The sequence below is a fragment of the Candidatus Methylomirabilota bacterium genome (genome assembly GCA_035315345.1).
Taxonomy (GTDB): Bacteria; Methylomirabilota; Methylomirabilia; order Rokubacteriales; family CSP1-6; genus CAMLFJ01.
The window spans coordinates 15729-38605 of the sequence record DATFYA010000073.1; the positions used below are offsets into that span (position 1 = coordinate 15729).

The 22877-nt window shown below is 70.4% G+C and carries 22 protein-coding genes and 1 pseudogene; 11 read left to right on the forward strand and 12 right to left on the reverse strand.

All coding sequences use genetic code 11. From position 1 onward, the window contains the following. Nucleotides 1–45: 45 nt before the first annotated feature. The 4 genes and pseudogenes from VKN16_08615 to VKN16_08630 all read left to right on the forward strand — a co-directional run bounded on the left by VKN16_08615 (nucleotide 46) and on the right by VKN16_08630 (nucleotide 5702). Nucleotides 46–1845: a peptide ABC transporter substrate-binding protein gene (locus tag VKN16_08615; protein ID HME94262.1), complete on the forward strand. Its 1800-nt coding sequence runs from the start codon at nucleotides 46–48 to the stop codon at nucleotides 1843–1845. 99 nt (nucleotides 1846–1944) lie between these two features. Continuing rightward, nucleotides 1945–3744, forward strand: a complete 1800-nt coding sequence (locus VKN16_08620) for a peptide ABC transporter substrate-binding protein (GenBank protein HME94263.1) — start codon at nucleotides 1945–1947, stop codon at nucleotides 3742–3744. A gap of 53 nt (nucleotides 3745–3797) precedes the next feature. Beyond that, a complete protein-coding gene (locus VKN16_08625; protein HME94264.1) occupies nucleotides 3798–4757 on the forward strand; it encodes an ABC transporter permease in 960 nt (319 codons plus the stop codon). 3 nt (nucleotides 4758–4760) lie between these two features. Next, nucleotides 4761–5702: pseudogene (locus VKN16_08630) on the forward strand (ABC transporter permease). A gap of 81 nt (nucleotides 5703–5783) precedes the next feature. Here the strand turns inward: VKN16_08630 and VKN16_08635 are convergent. Then, nucleotides 5784–7046 carry a PEP-CTERM sorting domain-containing protein gene (locus VKN16_08635; protein HME94265.1) on the reverse strand — a complete coding sequence of 421 codons (1263 nt, stop codon included), beginning with the start codon at nucleotides 7044–7046 and terminating at the stop codon, nucleotides 5784–5786. Between the two features lie 137 nt (nucleotides 7047–7183). Here VKN16_08635 and VKN16_08640 point away from each other — a divergent pair, with 137 nt between their 5' ends. Further along, nucleotides 7184–8620, forward strand: coding sequence for an amidase (locus VKN16_08640; protein ID HME94266.1), 1437 nt, complete (start codon nucleotides 7184–7186; stop codon nucleotides 8618–8620). A 3-nt stretch (nucleotides 8621–8623) separates the two neighbouring features. On the opposite strand, the gene VKN16_08645 is transcribed toward VKN16_08640, so the two are convergent. The 7 genes from VKN16_08645 to VKN16_08675 form a co-directional block, all read right to left on the reverse strand. Beyond that, nucleotides 8624–9133 (reverse strand): hypothetical protein, encoded by a 510-nt coding sequence (locus tag VKN16_08645; GenBank protein ID HME94267.1) that lies wholly within the window; start codon nucleotides 9131–9133, stop codon nucleotides 8624–8626. Nucleotides 9134–9143: 10 nt separating this feature from the next. Beyond that, complete coding sequence (locus tag VKN16_08650) at nucleotides 9144–9629, reverse strand: GNAT family N-acetyltransferase (protein HME94268.1); 486 nt, start codon at nucleotides 9627–9629, stop codon at nucleotides 9144–9146. After that, the gene (locus tag VKN16_08655; GenBank protein ID HME94269.1) at nucleotides 9629–10930 is read right to left on the reverse strand and encodes a hypothetical protein; all 1302 of its coding nucleotides are present in this window, start codon (nucleotides 10928–10930) and stop codon (nucleotides 9629–9631) included. The genes VKN16_08650 and VKN16_08655 overlap by 1 nt, the downstream gene beginning before the upstream one ends. Further along, nucleotides 10927–11907, reverse strand: coding sequence for an alpha/beta fold hydrolase (locus VKN16_08660; protein ID HME94270.1), 981 nt, complete (start codon nucleotides 11905–11907; stop codon nucleotides 10927–10929). The genes VKN16_08655 and VKN16_08660 overlap by 4 nt, the downstream gene beginning before the upstream one ends. 280 nt (nucleotides 11908–12187) lie before the next feature. Further along, a complete protein-coding gene (locus tag VKN16_08665; GenBank protein ID HME94271.1) occupies nucleotides 12188–12421 on the reverse strand; it encodes a hypothetical protein in 234 nt (77 codons plus the stop codon). 21 nt (nucleotides 12422–12442) lie between these two features. Further along, on the reverse strand, nucleotides 12443–12730 hold the full coding sequence (locus VKN16_08670; GenBank protein HME94272.1) for a hypothetical protein: 288 nt from the start codon (nucleotides 12728–12730) through the stop codon (nucleotides 12443–12445). Continuing rightward, a complete protein-coding gene (locus VKN16_08675) occupies nucleotides 12730–13776 on the reverse strand; it encodes a hypothetical protein (GenBank protein ID HME94273.1) in 1047 nt (348 codons plus the stop codon). The genes VKN16_08670 and VKN16_08675 overlap by 1 nt, the downstream gene beginning before the upstream one ends. Nucleotides 13777–13940: 164 nt before the next feature. Between VKN16_08675 and VKN16_08680 the strand changes: the two genes are divergently transcribed. Beyond that, a complete protein-coding gene (locus VKN16_08680; GenBank protein ID HME94274.1) occupies nucleotides 13941–15197 on the forward strand; it encodes an NAD(P)/FAD-dependent oxidoreductase in 1257 nt (418 codons plus the stop codon). Between the two features lie 93 nt (nucleotides 15198–15290). After that, on the forward strand, nucleotides 15291–16901 hold the full coding sequence (gene glgP, locus VKN16_08685) for an alpha-glucan family phosphorylase (protein ID HME94275.1): 1611 nt from the start codon (nucleotides 15291–15293) through the stop codon (nucleotides 16899–16901). Here glgP and VKN16_08690 read toward each other — a convergent pair. The 3 genes from VKN16_08690 to VKN16_08700 all read right to left on the reverse strand — a co-directional run bounded on the left by VKN16_08690 (nucleotide 16882) and on the right by VKN16_08700 (nucleotide 18929). Next, on the reverse strand, nucleotides 16882–17334 hold the full coding sequence (locus tag VKN16_08690) for a tetratricopeptide repeat protein (GenBank protein HME94276.1): 453 nt from the start codon (nucleotides 17332–17334) through the stop codon (nucleotides 16882–16884). The genes glgP and VKN16_08690 overlap by 20 nt on opposite strands. Nucleotides 17335–17336: 2 nt before the next feature. Beyond that, the gene (locus tag VKN16_08695) at nucleotides 17337–18503 is read right to left on the reverse strand and encodes a hypothetical protein (protein ID HME94277.1); all 1167 of its coding nucleotides are present in this window, start codon (nucleotides 18501–18503) and stop codon (nucleotides 17337–17339) included. A 147-nt stretch (nucleotides 18504–18650) separates the two neighbouring features. Further along, entirely contained in the window at nucleotides 18651–18929 is a 279-nt protein-coding gene (locus tag VKN16_08700; GenBank protein HME94278.1) for a hypothetical protein, read from the reverse strand. Nucleotides 18930–18982: 53 nt separating this feature from the next. Between VKN16_08700 and VKN16_08705 the strand changes: the two genes are divergently transcribed. Genes VKN16_08705 through pssA form a run of 3 tightly spaced genes read left to right on the forward strand, consistent with a single transcriptional unit; the run spans nucleotide 18983 to nucleotide 20875 of the window. Continuing rightward, a complete protein-coding gene (locus VKN16_08705; GenBank protein HME94279.1) occupies nucleotides 18983–19828 on the forward strand; it encodes a HipA family kinase in 846 nt (281 codons plus the stop codon). A gap of 14 nt (nucleotides 19829–19842) precedes the next feature. After that, nucleotides 19843–20262, forward strand: coding sequence for a DUF3037 domain-containing protein (locus tag VKN16_08710; GenBank protein HME94280.1), 420 nt, complete (start codon nucleotides 19843–19845; stop codon nucleotides 20260–20262). Nucleotide 20263: 1 nt separating this feature from the next. After that, nucleotides 20264–20875 (forward strand): CDP-diacylglycerol--serine O-phosphatidyltransferase, encoded by a 612-nt coding sequence (pssA, locus tag VKN16_08715; protein ID HME94281.1) that lies wholly within the window; start codon nucleotides 20264–20266, stop codon nucleotides 20873–20875. A gap of 14 nt (nucleotides 20876–20889) precedes the next feature. Here the strand turns inward: pssA and VKN16_08720 are convergent, their stop codons facing one another. After that, a complete protein-coding gene (locus tag VKN16_08720) occupies nucleotides 20890–22077 on the reverse strand; it encodes an MFS transporter (protein HME94282.1) in 1188 nt (395 codons plus the stop codon). A gap of 47 nt (nucleotides 22078–22124) precedes the next feature. On the opposite strand from VKN16_08720, the gene VKN16_08725 reads away from it, so the two are divergent. Next, entirely contained in the window at nucleotides 22125–22859 is a 735-nt protein-coding gene (locus VKN16_08725; GenBank protein HME94283.1) for a sulfite exporter TauE/SafE family protein, read from the forward strand. The last annotated feature ends 18 nt before the right edge of the window (nucleotides 22860–22877 follow it).

Consider the following 22877-nt stretch of genomic DNA (forward strand, 5'->3'; position numbering starts at 1 on the left):
GCGCCGATACCATCATCGAGGCCCTCTAACCCCGACGAGGATTCCATGGACGATCACAACCTCCGCGAGCTGATCTCCCAGGTGAAGGCGGGCCATCTCGGCCGTCGTGCGTTCGTTCAGGCCATGATCGGCCTGGGCCTCACCGCGCCGATGGCCGCACAGCTGCTCGCCCCGGCCGGAGTGGCCCACGCGCAGGCGAAGGCGCCGGCGTTCACCCCGACGAAGCGCGGGGGCGGCGGGCTCCTGAAAGCGCTCTGGTGGCAGGCGCCCACGCTGCTGAATCCCCACTTCGCCACCGGCACCAAGGACCAGGACGCCTCGCGCATCTTCTACGAGCCGCTCGCCGCCTTCGATCCCGACGGCAACGTGATCCCGATCCTCGCCGCGGAGACGCCCAGCGTCCAGAACGGCGGGCTCGCCCGCGATCTCACCTCGGTGACCTGGCGCATCAAGAAGGGCGTGACGTGGCACGACGGCAAGCCGCTCACCGCCGACGACGTGGTCTTCACTTACGAGTTCGTCTCGGATCCCGCCACCGCCGCGGTCACCAGCGGGTCGTACCGCGAGATCTCGAAGCTCGAGAAGGTCGACAGCCACGCCGTCAAGCTCACGTTCAGCAAGCCCCAGCCGTTCTGGGCCGACCCGTTCTGCGGGGTGCGGGGCGCCATCATCCCCAAGCACGTCTTCGATCCGTTCCGGGGAGCCAAGAGCCGCGAGGCGCCCGCGAACCTTCGTCCGGTCGGGACCGGCGCCTACAAGCTCGTCGACTTCAAGCCGGGCGACACGGTGCGGGGCGAGGCGAATGCCGCGTATCACGTGCCGAACCGGCCCTTCTTCGACGCGATCGAGATGAAGGGCGGCGGCGACGCGGCCTCCGCCGCGCGGGCGGTGCTGCAGACCGGCGAATACGACTACGCGTGGAACCTGCAGGTCGAGGACGACCTCCTGCGCCGGCTCGAGCAGGGCGGCAAGGGACGCGTCAACATCTGGCCCACCGGCAATCCCGAGCACATGCAGTGCAACTTCAGCGACCCGTGGACCGACGTGGAGGGCGAGCGGTCGCACGTGAAGACCGCGCATCCCGTCCTCTCGGATCCCGCGGTGCGCCAGGCCCTCAACCTGCTGGTGGACCGCTCCGCGGTGCAGGAGGAGATCTACGGCCGCGGCGGGCAGACCACCGCGAACTTCCTGAACGCGCCCACGCGGTTCTTCTCCAAGAACACCCGGTGGGAGTTCAGCGTGGATCGCGCCAACCAGGTCCTCGACGCGGCCGGCTGGAAGCGAGGCGGCGACGGCATCCGGGCCAAGGACGGCAAGCGCCTGAAGTTCCTCTTCCAGACCTCGATCAACGCCCCCCGCCAGAAGAACCAGGCCATCGTCAAGCAGGCCGCGGCCAAGGCGGGCATCGAGATCGAGATCAAGTCCGTGGTGGCCTCGGTGTTCTTCTCCTCGGATGCCGCGAACACCGACACCTACCCGCACTTCTACGCCGACCTGCAGATGTACAACACCACCATGACCGCGCCGGACCCCGGCTACTTCATGAACCAGTTCTGCTCGTGGGAGGTCTCGCAGAAGGCCAACAAGTGGCAGGGCCGCAACGTCACCCGCTTCCGCAGCGACGAGTACGACCGGACCTACAAGGCAGCGGACAGCGAGATCGACCCGGTCAAGCGGGCGGCCCTGTTCGTCAAGATGAACGACATCGTCATCTCCAACGTGGTGGTGATCCCGGTGCTCTGGCGCAACGGAGTCTCGGGCGCCGCCCACGCGCTGCAGGGCATGGACCTGACCGGGTGGGATTCCACCTTCTGGCGCCTGCCCTACTGGCACAAGCAGGCATAGCGTGGAACCTGGCGGTGAACTTGACAGTTTCGGCCGCGAGCCGTATATAAGGCCATTCCAACCGGTCGCCGCCGACCCATTCTCTCAGGAGGACCACCGATGCAAGAGCACGAACTGAGGCACCTGATCGGCCAGGTCAAGGCTGGGACGCTGAGCCGCCGCGCCTTCGTCCAGACCATGCTGGGGCTCGGGTTGACCGCTCCCATGGCGGCCCAGATGCTTGCCCACGCCGGAGTCGCCCAGGCCCAGACCAAGGGCGCCGCGATGTTCAATCCGACAAAGCGCGGGGGCGGCGGGCAGCTCAAGGTGCTCTGGTGGCAGGCGCCCACCCTGCTGAACCCGCACTTCGCCACCGGCACCAAGGACCAGGACGGCTCGCGCATCTTCTACGAGCCGCTGGCCTCCTACGACCCGGACGGCAACCTGTTCCCGGTGCTGGCCGCCGAGGTGCCGTCGGTCCAGAACGGCGGGGTGAGCAAGGACGGCCGGTCGGTGACGTGGAAGCTCAAGAAGGGCGTGACCTGGCACGACGGCAAGCCGTTCACGTCGGCCGACGTGGTCTTCAACTGGGAGTTCGTCAAGGATCCCAAGACCGCCGCGCGGACGATCGGCTCCTACACCGACATCGACAAGATCGACGTGCTGGACAGCCATACCGTCCGGCTCGTCTTCAAGAAGCCGGTGCCGTTCTGGGCCAACGCCTTCTGCGGCGTGAACGGCATGATCATTCCCAAGCACCTCTTCGAGCCCTACCTGGGCGAGAAGTCGCGGGAGGCGCCCAACAATCTGAAGCCGGTCGGCACCGGCCCCTTCAAGTTCGTGGACTTCAAGCCGGGCGACATCGTGAAAGGCGACCTGAACCCGAGCTACCACGTGCCCAACCGCCCGTTCTTCGACTCGATCGAGATGAAGGGCGGCGGCGACGCGGTCTCGGCGGCGCGCGCGGTCATGCAGACCGGTGAGTACGACTACGCCTGGAACATGCAGGTCGAGGACGAGATCCTCAAGCGCTTCGAGCAGGGCGGCCGCGGCAAGGCGAGCATCGTCACCACCGGTAACATCGAGCACATCCAGTGCAACCAGACCGACCCGTGGACGGAGGTCGACGGCGAGCGCTCCAGCCTCAAGACCAAGCATCCCTTCCTGACCGACCCCGCGGTGCGCCAGGCCCTGAGCATGCTGGTCGATCGCGCCTCGGTGCAGGAGCAGATCTACGGGCGCACCGCGCTCACCACCGCCAACTTCCTGAACGCCCCGGCCCCGTTCGTGTCCAAGAACAACCGCTGGGAGTTCAACGTCGACAAGGCCAACCAGATCCTGGAGGCGGCAGGCTGGAAGAAGGGCGCCGACGGCATCCGGGCCAAGGACGGCAAGAAGCTGAAGATGGTATACCAGACCTCGATCAACGCTCCCCGTCAGAAGACGCAGGCCATCGTCAAGCAGGCTTGCGCCAAGGCCGGCATCGAGATCGAGATCAAGTCGGTGGTCGCGTCGGTGTTCTTCTCGTCGGACCCGGCCAACCTCGATACGTACCCGCACTTCTCCACCGACCTCCAGATGTACACCGTCACCGAGACCATGCCCGATCCCCAGGACTTCATGCTCCAGTTCACGCCCTGGGAGATCGCGTCGAAGGAGAACAAGTGGCAGGGCCGCAACATCACCCGCTGGCAGAGCGAGGAGTACGGCAAGCTCCACAAGGCGGCCGAGGCCGAGGTGGATCCGGTCAAGCGGGCGGCATTGTTCATCCAGATGAACGACATGGTGATCAAGAACGTGGTAGTGATCCCGGTGGCCTGGCGGCCGCGGGTCTCCGCGATCAGCAACAAGCTCAAGGTCGCCCAAAGCGGCTGGGACTCGGACTTCTGGCAGCTGCCGTTCTGGCACAAGGAGGCGTAGCGGGAGGCGGGTCGGCGCCGGGCCCAGAACCCGGCGCCGGCTGCATCAATTAGATGTCCAGGTATCTCCTGCGCCGGCTGCTGATCATGATCCCCGTGCTCGCGGGGATCAGCCTGGTGCTGTTCACGATCCTGTGCCTCGCCCCTGGCGATCCCTTCGAGGAGCTCGCCACCAACCCGAATGTCCCGCCGGAGGTGCGCGCGAACCTCCGGCACCAGTTCGGCCTCGACGATCCGATCCCGGTGCGCTACCTCCGCTGGTTCACCTCGATGCTCAAGGGCGACTGGGGCTTCTCGTTCGTGAGCCGCATCGACGTGGGCACCCTGATCTTACAGCGCCTGCCCACCACGCTCTGGGTGCTCGGCCTGGCCCAGCTCCTGGGGCTGCTGGTCGCGTTGCCGGTCGGCATCTACGCGGCGGTAAGGCCGTATTCGCTGTTCGACCAGGTCTCGACGACGCTGGCCTTCATCGGCTTCTCGTTGCCCACCTTCTTCACCGGCATCCTGTTCATCCTCTTCTTCAGCATCTATCTGGACTGGCTGCCGTTCATCTACCGCGCCGACATCAGCGCCACCGGCTGGCGCTGGTACTGGGAAAATCTGCGCCAGGCCATCATGCCGGTGGCGGTGCTCGGCCTCTTCCAGGGTGCGGCGATGACCCGGTTCGTGCGCTCGGCGGTGCTGGAGATCGTGCGGCTCGACTACATCAATACCGCGCGGGCCAAGGGGCTGTCGGAGCGGGTGACGATCCTCAAGCACGTGGTGCGCAACGCCCTCATCCCGGTGGTCACCCTGGTGGCCCTGCAGATCCCCGGCATCTTCACCGGGGCGGTCATCACCGAGCAGATCTTCCGTGTGCCCGGCATCGGCTCGCTACTGATCACCTCGATCCTGGCCAACGACACTCCGGTGATCATGGCGATCACCTTCGTGTTCTCCTGTCTCGTGGTCGTCTTCAACCTGGTCGCGGACCTGCTGTACGGCTGGCTCGATCCGCGCATCTCGTATCGCTAGCCCATGACGCCTCCGACCGGGGTCGCGGCCGAGGCGGTCACCCGCACGGCGCCCGCCTCGCGCGCGCCGGCGGTGCGCTCGTTGTGGAGCGAAGCGTTCCGGCGCTTTCGCAAGCACCACCTGGCCACCTTCGGCGCGGTCGTGCTGCTCGTGATGGTGGCCGCGGTGATGGTGGGCCCGTTCGTGTACCGGGTGCCGATCGACGAGATCGACTTCCGGGCCAAGCTGAAGGGGCCGACCTGGGCCCACCCGCTCGGCACCGACGACCTGGGCCAGGATCTGCTGGCCCGGATGCTCTACGGCGGCCGGATCTCGCTCGCCGTCGGCGTGGCCGCGATGCTGATCGCGATCACCGTAGGCACGGTGGTGGGGGCCGCGGCCGGCCACGTGGGCGGCACCACCGACCACACCTTGATGCGCCTCACCGATCTCTTCCTGTCCTTGCCGCAGCTGCCGTTGCTCCTGCTCCTGGTCTATCTTTTCCGCGATTCGCTCAAGCGGGTGCTGGGGCCCGAGATGGGCGTCTTCGCGCTGGTGGTCGTGGTGATCGGCGGCCTGCGCTGGATGCCGGTGGCGCGCCTGGTGCGCGCGCAGTTCCTCTCGCTGCGGGAGAAGGAATTCGTCGAGGCCGCGCGCGGGCTCGGGGCGCCCCCGCTCCGACAGGTCATCCGCCACATCCTGCCCAACGCGGTGGGCCCGGTGATCGTGGCCGGCACCATCGACGTGGCCGCCGCCATCATCGCGGAGTCCTCGCTGTCGTTCCTGGGGCTGGGCTTCCCGCCCGACATCCCGACCTGGGGCCGCATCCTCTTCGACGCGAAGGACAACCTCGACTTCGCGCCGCACTGGGCGATCTTCCCGGGCACCGCGATCTTCCTCACCGTGCTCAGCATCAACTACATCGGCGACGGCCTCCGCGATGCGCTCGACCCGCGCAAGGTCATGTCCAGCCGCACCCCGACGCCCGATGGCGGCGCCGCGGCGGTGGGAGCCCCGGACGCCTGACCGTTCATTGCCGAGGCGAGCCTAGCGCCTCCGGCGTCGGTGGGTGGCCAGGCCGGATCCCATCAGCGACGCCCCGAGGAGCAGGACGGTCGCGGGCTCCGGCGTCGCCGCGATCTCCGTCACCACCGGGGTCATCGTGCCGGTGAACTGACCGTCAGCCACGAAGGTCAGGCCGGTGATGAAGGCGGTGACGTTGTTGGGGTCGAGCCCGGCCGATACCTCGATGCCGCCCACCTCAAAGGCCCCCACGCCGCCCTGCGGGAAGAAGAACTGGCTGTTCGCCCCGAGCAAGATCTGGATGAGGTTCAGGCCGTCCATGTAGCTCAGGGTGTACTGGTTGTCGCCCACCGCGGGCAGGAGAACCGATTTGAAATTCGGATCACCGGCTCCGATCGCGTATTTGTACCCCACCGCGACGAAGGGATCGATGAACACCGTCTCGTTGGCGAGTATGGCGCGCACGTCGAACTTGTAGGGCGCGTCGATGCCGGGGCCTCGGGTCGGGAGGAACGCGGCAGGCTGAGGCCCGGTCAACGGAGAAAAGTCGAAGAACGCGCTCGAGCGACGGAGGATATTGTCGTTACCGTCACCGTTGAGCAACGGGACATGGCCCCGAGTCTCGATGAGTTGGACGTTGAGCACGTACTGGCCATTGGGCTTGAGCAGCGGCTGCTGCGGGTTCTGAGGATTCGCCGCGGGAATCTGGAAGCTCGTCTGCGTTGCGTCCAGCGATCTCACGAAGATCACGTCTTTCTGCCCGTTCACCAGGGTCACGCTCTTGTCGAACACGTTCACCCGCACCGCGTCCGGAGTAAAGCCGGGCGGCACGATCCAGCTCAAGGTCGGCGTGGTTCCGGAATTGGAGATGGTCACGCTGGTCGGAAACGGAACGGGGGCCGCGGGAATGCTGCCTATCGCCGGCGTGGTGGCGATGGCCACGTCAGCTCCATTCTGAAACGTGAGGGCCCACGTTGCCGTGCGAGTCGGGTTGAACAGCGGGGCCGCCGCGCAAAAGTCCGCGTTCACCGCGAGACCGGCACACGCAATGGGTCCGACGACGAAGCCACCTTGTACCGCCGTCACGGTCGTACCCAACCGCGGAACCACGTCGGCGCCGAATTGGTTGAGATCGCCTGAGCCGATGCCCACGTCATTGGCCGACCGCGTATCGCGGAAGCTGTTCAGGTGCGTGATGGACGTGATCGGCGTCGCGTGAGCGAGCGCGGCCCATGCCAGCGTGGTCGACGCGATGAGAGCGGACACGACGAGGGCTCGAAGGAACATGAAAGCCTCCTGGGAGCGGTCGGGTCGGACGCGGCAACCTAGCGCATTCCCCCGAGGTCGTCAAGCAAACCGGCTGCCCTGTAAGGACAGCCGTGCTAGGCTTCCGTCCCGTAGCCCACACCAGCCAGGAGACGCCCGTGTCCGACCGCGACCTGTGCTTCACGCCCGCCACCGCCCTGCAGCGCCTCTACCGCACGCGCAAGGCATCGCCGCTCGAGGTGATGCAGGCGGTGCTCGCGCGCATCGACGCGGTCAATCCGCGGGTGAACGCGTACGTCACGCTGGTCCGCGAGTCGGCTCTGGCCGAGGCGAAGAAGGCGACGGTGGCCCTCGGCCGACGGAGCGCCGCGCTCGGTCCGCTCCACGGCGTCCCGGTCTCGATCAAGGACCTGACGCCGACCAGGGGCATCCGCACCACCTGGGGCTCCAAGATCTTCGAGCACCACGTGCCGGAGGCGGACGCGCTGTACGTCGAGCGGCTGAAGCGCGCCGGGGCCATCGTGGTGGGCAAGACCAACACGCCCGAGTTCGGCGCCGGCGGCAATACCTTCAACGCGGTGTTCGGCGTGACTCGCAATCCGTGGAACACCGCGCTCACGTGCGGGGGCTCGAGCGGGGGCGCCGCGGTCGCCCTCGCCACCGGCATGGGACCGCTCGCACAGGGCTCGGACCTGGGCGGCTCGCTACGCACGCCCGCCGCGTTCTGCGGCGTCGTCGGATTCCGCACGACGCCCGGCTTGATCCCGGTCTACCCGGCCGATCTCGGGTGGGACTCGCTGAGCGTGACGGGGCCGATGGCCCGCACGGTGGGCGACGTCGGGCTCATGCTCGCCGCGATGGCCGGGCCGGACGATCGCGCGCCGCTGTCCTACGAGGTCGACACGCGTCGGTTCACCGCGGCGGTGAAGCGACCGTCGATCAAGGGCTGGCGCGTGGCGTGGAGCCCGGATCTCAACGGGCTGATCCCGGTGGACCACGAAGTCGCCACGGTGGCCGAGGGCGCCACGCGGGTGTTCCGGGCCCTCGGCGCGAAGATCGAGCACGCCTGCCCCGACTTCGGCGAGGCCAACGAGATCGTCCTGGCCACCCGAGGCCTCGGCATGGTCGCCCGCCACGCCGACAAGCTCGCACAGTGGGAGTCGGTCATGCAGAAGGGCCTGGTGTGGAATATCAAGCAGGGGCTGTCGCTCACCCCCGAGCAGATCGGCAACGGCGAGAAGCTGCGCACCCGCCTGTGGCATCGGGTGCGCGAGTTCATGGAGACGCGCGATCTGCTGCTCCTCCCCACCGTGGCGGTCCCGCCCTTCCCGGTGGAGCAGCCGTATCCGACCGAGATCAACGGCAAGCCGCTCGACAACTACACGCAGTGGTTCTTCCTGACCTACGGCATCACCCTGACCAGCCTGCCTGCGATCTCGGTGCCCTGCGGCTTCACGAGGAGCGGGCTGCCGGTCGGGCTGCAGATCGTGGGCCGGCGGCGGCAGGAGGCCGCGGTGCTGCAGGCCGCCGCCGCGTTCGAGGCCGCCGCGCCGTGGGCCGGGCAGATCCCGCCGGTGGTCAGCGGGGCGGCGTGAGGGCTACTGGATACCGATGCCGACCGCGAACAGGTTCATGATGAACGGCAGGTTCCGATTGTTCGGAAAGGCCCGGGCCAGCTTCTTCTCGTCGTAGCGCTCCTCGCGACCCTGCTCGTCCCACGCCTGCGTCAGGACCTGGCGCTCCCGGACGTCGATCTGCGCCCGGCGTCGCCCGCGCTCGTCCCACAGGATCAGGGTGCCGTTGTCCGGGCGGGTGTCACCGGTCATGCTCGGCTGGCCGCCCTCGTACCACGCGCGGATCGAGCCGCGCGGCGTGCCGTCGACGAAGGTCAGCTCGAAGCTCCGGCGCCCGTTGGGATGAAACCCGACCATCGGCCCCTGCCGGATCATCCCGCCCGGCGCGCTCTGCTCGCACCATTGGAACTTCCCGACCTCGGTCTCGGCGCCGCCGAGCTTGGTCCCCGCCGGGCAGGTGATCGACTGCGCCGCCGCCGGCAGCGCGGCCCCGAGCAGGGTCATCGTCCAGAGCGCGGCGGCCAGCCGGATCACGCCGGACCGGTCAGCGCGCGAGCCGCCGCAGCGGAGTGCCGGTGAGGCGGGTGATGATCCACTGCTTGTTCAGGCGGGCGCCGAGCCGCTTGTAGAAGCCGATGGCCGGCCGGTTCCAGTCGAGCACCGCCCACTCCAGCCGGCCGCAGCCGCGCCGGACCGCGATGCGGGCCAGCGCCTTCAGCAAGGCCTTGCCCGCCCCTCCGCCGCGCTCCTCCGGCAGCACGAACAGATCCTCCAGGTAGAGGGTCGGCCGGGCCAGGAACGTGGAGTAGGTGAAGAAGTAGAGCGCGAAGCCGATCGGCCGGCCCTCGCGACGGCAGATGAGGGTCTCGAAGTACCGCCGCGGGCCGAAGCCGTGGGCGCGCACGCGCGCCGGAGTGGCGCGCACCTCGTGAGCGAGCCGCTCGTACTCGGCCAACCCGCGGATCAATCGGAGAATCGTGGGCACGTCGCGCGCGGTGCCGCGCCGGATCACGAGGGAGCGGCGGGCCATCAGGCGACGGTCTGCTGCTGCCAGTAGTGTCCGGGATTGGGCCGCTTGGCCAGGCGGCGCTCCAGCAGCGACACCGCGCGCGCCTGCCGCCCCCGCAGGGCCGCGGCGAGCAGGGTGTCGTGGAAGACCTCCCGCTGCGCGTGGCTGCCGCCGACCTCGATGATGCGCGACTCGACCGGCTCGATGCGCGCCGCGCTCCCCGCGTAGTCGCCGCGGGCGAACGCGTGCAGGCCCTCCATGAGCGGCACCACCACCTCGCCCAGCGTGGGGTTCTTCGACTTCTTGCTGCGCTGGCGCAGCCGCTCGAGCTGCAGCTCCGCGATCGTCCAGTCCCCCGCCGCGGCGAGGGCCATCCCCACGTGCAGATCGTGGAAGAGCAGCAGCGGCATGTCGAGCCAGCGCCGGGCCGCCGCGCCCAGGTGCTCCCACCGCCGCGGGTCGGGATGGCCGAACAGGTCGAGCCGCCACGCGAGCGCGACCGAGTCCTGGAGGTCGGAGGCGATGGCGATGGGACTGCGGCCGAACACGCTCTCGAAGAGCCGGCTCCCTCGCTCGTAGTCGCCCTCGGCCAGGTGGAGGAGCGCCAGGTGCCACAGCAGGTGGTTCTTGAAGTAGCCGAGGTGATCGCACGGATGGATGCGCGCGGGCAGCGCCTCGATGCCGTGGCGGTTGTCGCCGCGCTCGTAGAGCACGTGGGCGATCGCGTGCACGGCCCAGGCGTCGCGCGGGTTCACGCTCAGCGCCGCCTCGGCCAGCGGCAGCGCCTCGTCGAGCCGCCGGTTCTCCTCGAGGGCGAAGGCGTGATAACCGAGGGTGTAGCCGTCGTCGGCCAGGGCCGGGCGCACCGACTCGGTCAGCGCGAGCATCTCGGCGGAGCGGCCCTGCCAGAAGTAGATGTAGTAGAGGCGCTGCATCAGCACCATGTCGCGGGGATGCTCGGCGAGAATCGCCTTCATCAGGGCGATCGCCTCGTTGCTCCGGCCGCCCACGAAGAGGCCGAGGGCCTCCAGATGCCGGCGCTCGCGAGCGGTCAGGCGCGCGGCCTGGGCCGCGCCGAGGGCGGTCGCCTGCTCCATCGCGGCGCGGGCCGCCGGGATCTGCTCGTCGAGATAGAGCGAGACCGCGAGGGCGGCGGCGGCCAGCACGAACTCGGGATCGGCCGTGACGGCCTGGCGGAAGTCGGCGATCGCCTCGGCGCCGAACCCCAGCAGGGCGCGCACGCCGCGGTCGTAGTGGTCCACCGCGACGCGGGACGCGGTGGTGACGGGCAGGCCGTAGGCGTCGCGCAGCACGGCGCTCATCGTAGCAGATGCCGTCTCAGGAACGCGAGCGCGCGCCGCTCGGCCCACGACGACGCGCCGAGCGCGCCGTCGAGGAATCCCACGTGTCCGCCCTGCGTGACGAACTCGGCCTCGAGCCAGGCGGACTGCTCCACCGCGGCGCGGGGCAGGCTCTCGGCCGGCATGAACGGATCGTTCGTCGCGCTGATGAGCAGGGTCGGACGCCGGATCCCCGGGAGGAAGGGGCCGCTGCTGGCCCGCGTCCAGTAGTCGTTCTCGTCGGCGAACCCGTTCAGCGGCGCGGTGAAGAGCCGGTCGTACTCCCGGAACGTGCGGGACCGCAGCACCGCGGGCAGATCGAGGTCTCCGTCGTACAGACCCCGCTTGTCGAGGATCTTCGCCTTCATCGTGCGCAGGAAGCTCCGGGTATAGATCGCGCGATTGAATCCTCGGTCCAGCACCCGCGCGCACGCGGCCAGGTCGAACGGGGTCGAGATCGCCACCGCGGCCGCGATCTCGGGCGGCGCCGCGTCGCCGCGCTCGCCCAGCCACTTCAGGGCGACGTTCCCGCCGAGCGAGATGCCCACCAGGCCGATCGGCCGCGCGTCGTCCCGCTTGCCGAGGCAGTCCACCATCCACTCGAGGTCGGTGGTCTCGCCCGAGTGGTACAGGCGGGCGAGCCGATTGACCTCGCCGCTGCACGAGCGGAAATGCAGCACCGCGGCCCGCCAGCCGAGGCGCCGGGCCCCGAGCAAGAGTCCCCGAGCGTAGTGCGAGCGGGACGAGCCTTCGAGCCCGTGAAGGATCAGGACCAGCGGGGCGTCCGCCGGCGCGCCCTCGAGCCAGTCGAGGTCCAGGAAATCACCGTCGGGGGTCTCCAGCCGCTCGCGGCGCACCGGGGGCCGCCGCCAGTGACGGAACAGCGGCCCCCAGAGCGTCTGGAGGTGCCGGCCGCGATACCAGAACGGAGGGCGGTAGGGCTCGGCGTCGGCGGGCATTTCTCGGCGACCGTCTAGTCCTGTACGGCTCGGTTGGCGGACAACCGTTTACTTCTGTAAGGCTCTGTTCAATGCGGGGGCCCCGAGATGGCCCCCGCACTCCCCCACAGCGGCGGACACCCGTTCACCTCTTCACGGCTCCATTCAATGCGGGGGGCCCGAGATGGCCCCCGCACTCCCCACAGTGGCGGACACCCGTTCACCTCTTCACGGCTCTGTTCAATGCGGGGGCCCCGAAATGGCCCCCGCACTCCCCCACAGTGGCGGACACCCGTTGTCGTTAGGAGCTTTCCTGGCCTTTGAGCAGTAGTTGGACGATGGCGGGGGCGATGGTGCGGGCCCGCGCGTCCAGCTCGGCGTCGGTCAGGTTGGCGATCGGATGCGGCATGGACAGGAACTTGTACTCCGGCACGCCCCACGACTGGGCCATGGCGTGGCCGGTTCCCTCGAACACGTCGGTCACGATGGACGCGGCGGGAATGCCGACCTTCTCGAACACGATTCCGTCGAGCACACTGCCCGACGAGCAGGACCCTCAGTCTCCGATGCCGGCGACGACGACGTCCACGCTCCGGGTGGCGTCGTCGAGGATCTCCTGGTGCGCGGGAACGCCCGCGTTGTGCTTGCGCCACATCCGGGTCTCGGCGGCCCCGTACTCGGTCTTCAGGATGTCGCCGATCTTGTGCAGCAGCTTGTCCGAGTTGAACTTCGTGTTCTCCACCAGCCCGATCCGCTTGCCCTTCAGCGAATCCGGCCGCGGCACGTACGTGAGCGGCTGACGCCGCGGCTCGACCGTGGGGTCGAGGATCTCGAAGCCCGCCATCATGCGCTCCTTTCCTTGATGACCACCGTGACTGCCTCCGACGAGGTGCGGCTGGCCCAGCCCGGGATGTAGCACGAGAACGACCCGGCCCGTCCACCCGCCGCGACTACCAATAGATCGTCCGGCGATTGCACGAGGGGCCGGGTCGCGGTCTCGTCCCCCGCCTTCACCGCTCCCGGCATGCGCGCCGTCCGCTTGAAGTGAGCGATCGTGTTCGTGGTGTTCTCGAAGATGAACTTCCGGATATCGGCCTTGGACCAGTTGTCGGCCGCGATGGTGCGCATGTGCTCACCGGCCAGCACCACGCAGTAGTTGGGCTGCCCGATCTGGCCGGGATAGCGCATGGTGTCGCAGAGAGTGCCCAGCACCCCCGCCGCGGTGCTCGACAGCTGATTGTAGAACTGGATCGGGGCCAGCGCGGCCATCACGGTGACCGCGCTGTCGGTGGGGCGGCAGCCGACGCGCTCCACGTGCAGCGGCGTCCACGGACTCTCCGCCTCGTTCTCCGCCATCACGTAGGTGTAACGGCCCGGATGACCGAAGGTGCCCCGGTCGAGACGGCCCGGCAGCGTCCCGATCACGTTGCGCATCACCAGTCGCACCGCGCGGCCGACCGTGGCGTTGGATCGCCAGCCGGGGGAGAACAGATTGTCACCCGAATTGAAGTCGAGCCGCTTGGCGATGGGCCCGTTGACGATCATGAGGACCGCGGCGCTGCCGGTGGACGTCGCGGGGCCGTGATAGCCCCAGCGCGGATCGGCGATGCCCTCGATGGCCGCGACCACCACCGGCATGTGCTCGGGCAGGCAGCCGGCCATCACCGCGTTGATCGCGACCTTCTCGGCGCTGATCGCCACCTGCCGGTTGGTGACGAACGCGATCTGGGTGTCGGGCTCGAGGGCGGCCGCGTCGAGCATCGCGCGCACCGCCGGCTCGGTGGGCGGCACGACCGGCAGCCCGTCGGTCCAGCCCCGCCGGTAGCAGAGGTCGAGGGCCTGCGTGAAGTCGTCGACGGCATAGCGCTGGGAGCTGATGCGAGCGGTCATGAGCGGCTCCTTCGCGTGGCGAGAATGATCGCGACGCGGACCGGCCTCGGCGCCGCGTTCCCGGACACCGGACGCATGGGCCTCAACGTAGGGCGAAGATCCGGCCCTGTCAAGCATCGCCCCGGGCGCTTGAAACGTCCCGGCCGCGGCCGGAAGATGAAGACATGAACGACCGGCCGCACGTGGTCATCGTGGGCGGCGGCTTCGGCGGCCTGTACGCGGCCTGGGGGCTGGCGCGCCGTCGGGTGCGCGTTACCCTGCTTGACCGGCGCAATCACCATCTCTTCCAGCCCCTCCTCTACCAGGTCGCCACCGCGGCGCTGAATCCCTCCGACATCGCGTCGCCGCTCCGCGCAGTCTTGAGGAAGGCCGCCAACATCACGGTGCTGCTGGCCGAGGTGCAGTCGGTCGATCTGGCCGATCGTCGCCTGAGCCTGGACGAGGGGGAGATGCGCTACGACGCCCTCGTGCTGGCCGCCGGCGCCGGGCACTCCTACTTCGGGCACGACGACTGGGAGCCGCTGGCGCCGAGCCTCAAGACCCTCGAGGACGCGCTCGAGATCCGCCGGCGCGTGCTGCTGGCCTACGAGCTGGCCGAGCGAGAGGGCGACGCCGCCGAGCAAGGCGCCCTGCTCACCTCGGTGGTGGTCGGGGGCGGCCCCACCGGGGTGGAGCTGGCCGGGGCGCTCGCGGAGATTTCTCGGGAGACGATCGCCCGCGATTTCCGGGTGATCGATCCAACGCGGGCGCGCATCATCCTCCTCGAGGGCGGGCCGCGCATCCTGGCCAGCTTCCCGGAGCCGCTATCCGAGCGCGCGGAGGAGGCCCTCACCCGCATCGGCGTGGAGGTGCGGACCGGCGCCATGGTCACGCGGGTGACCCCCGACGCGGTATGGCTCGGGGGCGAGCCGATCCGCGCCCGCACCGTGCTGTGGGCCGCCGGCGTGGCCGCGTCTCCCCTCACCCGCTCGCTCGGCGTGCCCCTCGATCGCGCCGGTCGCGTGCAGGTCGAGCGCGATCTGTCGATCCCCGGGCATCCCGAGGCGTTCGCCATCGGCGACATGGCGACGCTCCCGGACGAGCACGGCCAGCCCCTGCCCGGACTGGCGCCCGTCGCGATCCAGCAGGGACGGCGGGTGGCCGCGAACGTGCTGCACCGCCTCGCCGGCGAGCCGACGCAGCCGTTCCACTATCGGGACAAGGGCACCATGGCCACCATCGGTCGCGCCGCCGCGGTGGCGGTGATCGGGCCGCTCCGTCTCTCCGGCCTGCCCGCCTGGCTCGCCTGGCTCTTCGTCCACATCATGTTCCTCATCGGCTTCCGCAATCGATTCCTCGTGCTGTTCCAGTGGGCGTGGGCGTACGTGAGCTGGCAGCGCGGCGCGCGGCTGATCACGCGCCCCTGGCGTCCCAAGCCCTGACCGCAGCGGGGCGGGCTTTGCGTTGCCGCCGCGATGCCCTATGCTCGGGTTGATGAGTCCCGCCGAGACCTCGCCGCCGCCGATTTCCGCCTCGTGACCGCGGGCCATCCGCCGCTCGTCGCCTACTTCTCGATGGAGTACGGCCTCCACGAGGAGCTGTACTCCTACGCGGGCGGGCTCGGCGTCCTCGCGGGCGACTTCATGAAGTCGGCGGGCGATCTGGGCCTGCCGGTGGTCGGCGTCGGCCTGCGCTGGGGCCAGGGCTACACCTCGCAGCACATCGGCGCCGACGGCTATCCCTACGACGAGTGGCGCGATCAGAAGCCGGACGCGCTGACCGATACCGGCGCGCGGGTGCGCGTGCGAGTGGCCAGCCGCGAGGTGGCCTGTCGCGTGTGGCGCGTCGGCCGCTACGCCATCGCCCCGCTCTATCTGCTCGAGCCCACCGATCCGCGAGACCTCTGGATCACGCGGCGCCTCTACGACCCGCGTCCCGATTGCCGTGTGGCCCAGGAGATGCTGCTCGGCATCGGCGGCGTGCGCGCGCTGCGCGCGCTGCACCTGCCGGTCGAGCGCTACCACTTCAACGAGGGCCACGCGGTCTTCGCGGGCATCGAGATGATCGCCGATCGCATGGAGGCCGGCCTGGGCTTCCACGAGGCGTGGCAGGTCGCCCGGGAGTCGATCGTGTTCACCACCCACACCCCGGTGCCCGCGGGCAACGAGGTGCACTCCCTCGCCGAGCTACGGCGGCTCGGCGCCGGCTGCGAGCTGGTGGCCAGCGAGCTGGCCGAGATCGGGGGCGATCCGTTCAACATGACGGTGGCCGGCCTGCGGCTGGCCCACATCGCCAACGCGGTGGCGCAGCTGCACGGCGAGACCGCCCGGGCGATGTGGGCGCACGTGAAGGACGCGGCCCCGATCATCGCGATCACCAACGGGGTCCACGTCCCCACCTGGCAGGACGCGCGCATCCCCGCCGCGCACGGCAGCGACGAGCGGCTGCAGACGGCCAAGCGCGCGCTGAAGGGCGAGCTGCTCGCCGAGGTGCGCACGCGCACCGGCGTGCGGCTCGATCCGGCCGCGTTGACCATCGGCTTCGCCCGCCGCTCCGCCACCTACAAGCGGCCCGATCTGCTGCTGCGCGATGCGGAGCGCTTCGCCGCGCTCGTCCGCGGTCACCGGGTGCAGCTGCTGTTCTCGGGCAAGGCCCACCCGGCCGATCATGAAGGCAAGGCGGTCATCGCCCGGCTGGTCAACGCGCTCAAGCGCTGGCCGGAGAGCGTGGCCTTCCTCGAGAACTACGACATGGGGCTCGGTCGCCTGCTCACCCGCGGCTGCGACGTCTGGCTGAACACCCCGCGCCGGCCCATGGAGGCCAGCGGCACGTCGGGCATGAAGGCGGCCATGAACGGCACGCTCAACCTCTCGGTGCTGGACGGCTGGTGGCCGGAGGGCTGCGAGCCCGGCGTCACCGGCTGGGCGATCGGCGACGGCACCGTCGGGGGCGATCCCGACCTGCGCGATCTGCGCTCGCTCTACGAGACGCTGGAGCGCGAGGTCCTGCCCGCCTTTGCGGATCCGGACCGGTGGGTCCAGATGATGCGCGCGTCGATCCGCATGGCCACCGAGCGCTTCTCCTCGGACCGGATGGTCCAGGAGTACTTCGCGCGGCTCTACTCGGTCACTTCCCCTTCGCGATGACCTCGTCGAGCTCGCGGGCGCGCGCGGCGTCCAGCGGCCGGAGCCGGTCGACCACGCGGCGGGCGTCGTCGAGGCGACCCATCTTCACGTAGGCCTCGCCGAGGTATTCGAGCGCCTCCGGATACTCTGGCCGCAGTCGCAGCGCCTCGTCGTAGGCTCGGAGCGACTCCGGGTACTTGCCCTGCTGGCGCAGCGCGTAGCCGAGCCCGTTCCAGGCCTCGGGGTAGCTCGGCCTCATCTCGACCGCTCGGCCGAACGCGGCGCCCGCCACACTCCACTCCTTCGCCCGGGTGGCCGCCACGCCGCGGCGGTATTCCTCCTCCGCCGACGGCGCGGGCGGCATCTGGTCGCGGGGCGGCGCCGGCGTCATGTCGGCGCCGGCCGGCGCCGCGGTCAGCAGCAGGACCAAGGCCACGACCGCGTGCGCTCGCACCGTCAGGCCTCGATGCGCCGGGTGACCGAGCGAGTGGCCCCGAAGGTCGGCACGAGCACCGAGTGCTTTCCCGCGCCGCCCGCCACCACGATCATGATGTCCGACCACTGTCGCGCGATGGGCGCGCGAGTCTCCGGCGGTCGATCCTTGAACCCGGCGGGGTGGATCACCGCGAAACGCTCGATGTTCGAAGGATCGAAGCGCGAGAGCGGCACCTGCGCCCGCTCCCACAGCGCGCGCTTGAAGTCATCCTTGCTCCATCCGCCGCCCGCCACCGTCGCCGCGTGCTCCGGCCCCAGGATCACCAGCGGCTCGCCGCCCAGGTAGATGTTGTTCGAGCCGACCACCGCCGCGGTACCCGCCACCGTGGTGAGGATGCCGTCCGGCGTGGACGAGCCGTGATCGTTGATGTTGTGGGGCGCCTCCGAGCCGCACACCGTGACCGTGCTCACGTCCGGCGCGAAGCCGCGGTCCACCGAGAGCGGGGCCCACGGCGAGGCCGCCTCGTTCTCGGCCACGCAGTAGCTGTACTTGCCGGGGTGCCCGTGGGTCGCGCGATCCTCGTGGCCCGGTCGCGCGCCGCCCACGTTCTGCAGCGCCAGGCGCAGCGCACGCCCGATCACCGCGTTGGCGCGATGGCCCTGTCCGAGCGCGTTGCCCGCCCCGTTGATCCCGAGGCGCCCGGCGATCGGCCCGTTGACGATGATGAGCGGCGAGCAGGGATGCGTGGTGGTCTGCACCGCCTGCAGGTTGAACGCGGCCTGCCCGACCGCGTCCACCGCGGCCAGGATCACCGGCAGGTGCTCGGGCAGCGCGCCCGCGAGCACCGCATTGATCGCCACCCGCTCGACGGTGGCGCAGCCCAGACGCGGCGGCAGCACCGCGACGACATCACCGGCGGGCCGGCGGCTGGCCGCGAGCATGGCCGCGACGCGCTCCGCCGTGGCCGGGATCAGCGGCAGGCCGTCGCCCCAGCCCCGCTCCATCATGAACGACTGGAACTCGAGCAGATCGTCGGGCGCCCGGTGCGATCGTGGGTCGCCCTCCGCCGGGCGAGAGTCGACGCGACCCGTCGCGGCCCGGGTGAGCGCCGACAGCACGTCGCCCACCGCGGCCAGCGCCTTGCCCGCGACGAGGGACTCGGCGACTCCGCCGATCGGGTGCGGCACCGTGACGATGCCGAGATCGGGCAGGCCCTTGGCGCGCGCCTCGGCGAGCGCGAGCGGACGGAACTCGTGCGTACCCAGGACGACGGTGGCGAGGCCCCGCCCTTCCAGCTCGGTGGCGTCGTGGATACTCCACGACGTGCACGACCCTCAGTCCGCGGAGGCGGTCAGCGCGGCCCCGCACTGCGCCGCCATCTCGTCGAGCACCGCGGCCGTCGCCCCGTTGGAGGCGCCGGGCTTGCGCCAGACCCGCACGTCGCGCGCGCCGACCTTCTCGGCGAGCGCGCGGGCCACTCCCTCCAGCAGGACGCGCGCGTTGGGCTTGGAGTTGTCGAGGACGCCGATCACCGCGTCCTGCAACGAGCCCGGACGCGGCGCGAGCGCGCGGGGCGCCGCGGTGGTGGAGCCGACCGGATCGAGGATTTCCATGACGAGCATGATACTCCGGGCCCCCGGGCCCGTGTAGTACAGTCCTGGCGATCATGCCGACACGACCCCCGCTCCTCCGCCACGCGGCGACTCGCTACGTGCAGCCCCTCCGGGAGGGCGGCTCGCTCCCCGCGGTGGTCGACACCGACGGCGGCGGCCTCTTCGTGGTCAAGTTCCGGGGCGCCGGTCAAGGCGCGAAGGCCCTCATCGCCGAGCTGATCGTGGGGCGGCTCGCGCAAGCGCTCGACCTGCCGGTGCCCGGCCTCGCGATCATCGAGCTGGCCGCCGCCTTCGGCCGGAGCGAGCCCGACCCCGAGATCCAGGACATCCTGCGGGGGAGCCATGGGGTCAACGTGGGGCTCCGCTATCTGGACTCGGCCTTCAACTTCGACGCGAGCGCGGCGGGAGACCTGATCCCGGTCGACCTGGCCACGCGACTGGTGTGGCTCGACGCCTTCGTCACGAATCCGGATCGGACCCACCGCAATCCGAACCTGCTCGTGTGGCAGCGCCGGCCGTGGCTCATCGATCACGGCGGCGCGCTCTACGCCCACCACGACTGGGCCTCGGTGGACGAGGCGCGCACCCGCACGCCGTTCGCGCGCATTCGCGAGCACGTGCTGCTCGACCGAGCGGGCGACCTGGCCGCGATCGACGCCGCGCTGGCGGCCCACCTCGACGTCGACGTCATCGCCTCGGTGCTCGCGGAGGTGCCCGACGAGCTCTTCACCGACCCGGTGAGCTGTCGCGAGTTCACCACCGCGGCGGCCGCCCGCGCCCGGTACCGTGACTACCTCCTGACCCGCCTGCGCGCGCCCCGCGACTTCGTGGCCGAGGCGGGGCGGGCGCGCGAGCACCTGCGACGCGAGCCGCCGCGCCCGCTCTCGGCGCGGCGGTGAGCCCCGAGGCTCCGATGACCGACGACGGACGGATCGCCTACGACTTCGCGGTGCTCCGCGCGGTGCCCCACGTGCACCTCGGGGCCTTCGTGCCGGTCGGGGTGGTCGTGCACGCGCGCACCGCCGGCTATCTCGGCATGCGCACCCTCAGCGACCCGGCCGAGCTCGCCGCGCGGGTGCCCGACGTCGATCACGAGCTGCTCGCGCGCTATCTGCGCTCCTGCTGCGCGGTGGCCGCCGGGGATCCCGCGGCGGGGCCGGTGGCGCTGGCCCCGCCCTCGGAGCGCTTCCACTGGCTCACCGCGCCGCGCTCCGACGTGCTGCAGTCGTCGCCGGTCCACGCGGGTCTCGCGGAAGATCCGGCGCGGGCGCTGGACGAGCTGTTCGCCGCCTACGTGCTCGGCGCCGACCCGCGCGACGCCGGGGAGCGCTAGCATGGACGAGCGCGCGCGACGCCGGCACTTCTCGCTGCTGCGCGGCTTCCACCTGGCCGACCTCTTCACGATCGCCAACGGGTTTTGCGGCGTGGCCGCGGTGTTCCAGGCCATGACGTTCCTGGCCACCCAGAATCGCCGGAACCTCTATCTCGCCGCGCTTCTGGTGCCGCTGGCCCTGGTGATGGACGTCCTCGACGGGCGGATCGCGCGCTGGCGCCACCAGGCCTCCGAGATGGGACGCGAGCTGGACTCGCTGGCCGACGTCATCTCGTTCGGCGTCGCGCCCGCGGCCATCGCCTTCGCGGCCGGACTCGATCGCCCGCTCGACCAGCTCGCCCTGATGTACTTCGTGGGCTGCGGGCTGAGCCGCCTCGCCCGCTACAACATCACCGCCGGCGACCTCTCGCGCGAAGCGGGCAAGGTCACCTACTTCGAGGGCACGCCGATCCCGACCAGCGTGGTGCCGCTGGGCCTGCTGATGCTGGCGTTCCATCACGGCGACCTCTATCCGGTGACGATCGCCGGTCTGCGCTTCCACCTCGTCACGCTGCTGTTCGTCGTCTCGGGCAGCCTGATGATCAGCAAGACCCTCCGCATCCCCAAGCCGTAGGGCCGGCCCCGCGGTCAGCCGCCGCCACGCCGGCTCGAGGCCCTCGCCGCCGCGCCGGGCAGCAGCGCGAGCAGTACCCCCAGCGCGCAGACCGCGGCGGCGGCGAGGAAGGCCACGTGGAAGGCGGGGAGGAAGCCGTCGCGCGAGACCCGCGCGTCGAAGAGCGCCGCGGTCACCTGCACGCCGACCGCGCTGCCGAGCGTGCGGCCGAAAAAGGCCAGGCCGCCCGCCGCACCCTGCTGCGCCTGGGGGAATGCGGTCATCATCTGGGCCAGGTTCGGCACCTGGAAGAGACCGACCCCCACGCCGACCAGGGCCATCGCGACACCGACGAGGGCCAGCGGCGTGTGCTCGGTCATGCGGGCGATGGCGAGCAGGCCCGCCAGCTCCAGCGCCAGCCCCACCACGAGCGGCACGCGCGGCCCGATGCGATCGGTGGCCGCGCCCCCCACCGGCGCGGCCAGCGCGTTGGCGAGCGGCGTGAGGGTGAACACGAGGCCCCCGACGGTCGGCGACAGCGCCAGCGGCCCCACCAGGTAGAACGGCACGAGCAGCCAGACCGAGAACTGGGCGTGGTTCGAGAGGAAGGCGAGCGCCGCCGAGCGCAGCACGGGGACCCTCAGCACGTCGGCCAGCTCGATGCGCCGCGGGAGCGCCGGCGCGCCCCCGAGGGCGCGAAGCCGCGTCTGCGCGAGCACCGCCGCGGCCATGAAGAGCGGCGCGCGGAACAGGAAGGTGGACGACCACCCGAACGCGTCGAGCAGGACGCCGCCCAGCATCGGGCCGACGCCGAGCCCCACCCCGAGCCCCAGGCTCATGACACCGAGGCCGCGGCCGTGCCGCTCGCGCGGCAGCGAGAGCGTGACCAGCGCGGGCGCGGTGCCGTAGACGAGCCCGCCGCCCAGCCCCTGCAGCACCCGCAGCAGCAGCACCATCGTGTAGGAATGCGCGGCCAGGTAGCCCAGGAACGCGAAGCCGCAGATCCACAGTCCCGCCGAGAACACCGGGCCCGGCCCGAGCCGATCGGCGAGCAGGCCCGCCGCGAACGCGGTGAGCGCGTAGGTCAGGACGTAGCAGATGATCACCCACCGGATCGCGGCCGGCGCCACGCCGAAGGCCTCGGCCATCGCGGGAAGCACGATGTTGATCGCCGAGTCGAGCGACATGAGCAGCGCGCCGAGCGCCGCCAGGAGGACGGGCATTCGGCAAGTATACGTGCGACCGGCGCGGCCGCGTATACTACCGGGCCATGCCCGACGCGCTCGGCTGGCTGGTCCTCGGGGCCGCCGCGCTCGTGGCGTCCACGGTGGGCGGCGTCGCCGGCTTCGGCACCGGCGTCATCATGGTGCCGATCATCGCGTGGACCCTCGGCATCAAGGCGGCGGTGCCGATCCTCACGGTGGCCATGCTCATCGGCAATGGGGCGCGCGCGTGGTTCAGCCGGACCGAGGTCCAGGGGCACGTGGTCGCCGCGTTCCTGGCCGGCTCGCTCCCGATGACCGTCGTGGGCGCGACGCTCTTCTCGCGCGCGCCCGGAGCCACGATCAGCCGCGTCCTCGGGGCGTTTCTTCTCCTGGCCGTCCCGTTCCGCCGTTGGCTGCTGGTCCGCGGGACGTCGGTGAAGCTCCGCCACTTCCCGATCGTGGGCGGCGCGTTCGGCCTGCTGTCCGCGCTGGTGGGTGCCACCGGACCGATCATCAGCCCGTTCTTCCTGGGCTACGGGTTGCGCCGCGGCGCCTACGTCGCCACCGACGCGCTCTGCACGGTGGGCACCTTCGCGCTGCGGCTCGTCGTCTTCCGCCGGAACGAGCTGATGGGCGCCCAGACCGTGGCCGTCGGGCTCTTCCTCGGGGTGGTGATGATCGTCGGCGCGTTCGCGGGCCGCCGCCTCCTCGATCGCATGAGCGAGCGGACGTTCGTGCGACTCATCGAGGTGCTGCTGTTGCTCTTCGGCACGCAGATGCTCCTCTTCCCGAGTCGTTGATTTGTGCCGGCAAACGGG

Excerpts from the sequence above, each read along its gene's own strand:
- VKN16_08615 (HME94262.1), top strand. The coding sequence starts at position 46 with ATGGACGATCACAACCTCCGCGAGCTGATCTCCCAGGTGAAGGCGGGC.
- VKN16_08620 (HME94263.1), top strand. The coding sequence starts at position 1,945 with ATGCAAGAGCACGAACTGAGGCACCTGATCGGCCAGGTCAAGGCTGGG.
- VKN16_08625 (HME94264.1), top strand. The coding sequence starts at position 3,798 with ATGTCCAGGTATCTCCTGCGCCGGCTGCTGATCATGATCCCCGTGCTC.
- VKN16_08635 (HME94265.1), bottom strand. The coding sequence starts at position 7,046 with ATGTTCCTTCGAGCCCTCGTCGTGTCCGCTCTCATCGCGTCGACCACG.
- VKN16_08650 (HME94268.1), bottom strand. The coding sequence starts at position 9,629 with ATGGCCCGCCGCTCCCTCGTGATCCGGCGCGGCACCGCGCGCGACGTG.
- VKN16_08655 (HME94269.1), bottom strand. The coding sequence starts at position 10,930 with ATGAGCGCCGTGCTGCGCGACGCCTACGGCCTGCCCGTCACCACCGCG.
- VKN16_08660 (HME94270.1), bottom strand. The coding sequence starts at position 11,907 with ATGCCCGCCGACGCCGAGCCCTACCGCCCTCCGTTCTGGTATCGCGGC.
- VKN16_08670 (HME94272.1), bottom strand. The coding sequence starts at position 12,730 with ATGGCGGGCTTCGAGATCCTCGACCCCACGGTCGAGCCGCGGCGTCAG.
- VKN16_08675 (HME94273.1), bottom strand. The coding sequence starts at position 13,776 with ATGACCGCTCGCATCAGCTCCCAGCGCTATGCCGTCGACGACTTCACG.
- VKN16_08680 (HME94274.1), top strand. The coding sequence starts at position 13,941 with ATGAACGACCGGCCGCACGTGGTCATCGTGGGCGGCGGCTTCGGCGGC.
- VKN16_08700 (HME94278.1), bottom strand. The coding sequence starts at position 18,929 with ATGGAAATCCTCGATCCGGTCGGCTCCACCACCGCGGCGCCCCGCGCG.
- VKN16_08705 (HME94279.1), top strand. The coding sequence starts at position 18,983 with ATGCCGACACGACCCCCGCTCCTCCGCCACGCGGCGACTCGCTACGTG.
- VKN16_08710 (HME94280.1), top strand. The coding sequence starts at position 19,843 with ATGACCGACGACGGACGGATCGCCTACGACTTCGCGGTGCTCCGCGCG.
- pssA (HME94281.1), top strand. The coding sequence starts at position 20,264 with ATGGACGAGCGCGCGCGACGCCGGCACTTCTCGCTGCTGCGCGGCTTC.
- VKN16_08720 (HME94282.1), bottom strand. The coding sequence starts at position 22,077 with ATGCCCGTCCTCCTGGCGGCGCTCGGCGCGCTGCTCATGTCGCTCGAC.
- VKN16_08725 (HME94283.1), top strand. The coding sequence starts at position 22,125 with ATGCCCGACGCGCTCGGCTGGCTGGTCCTCGGGGCCGCCGCGCTCGTG.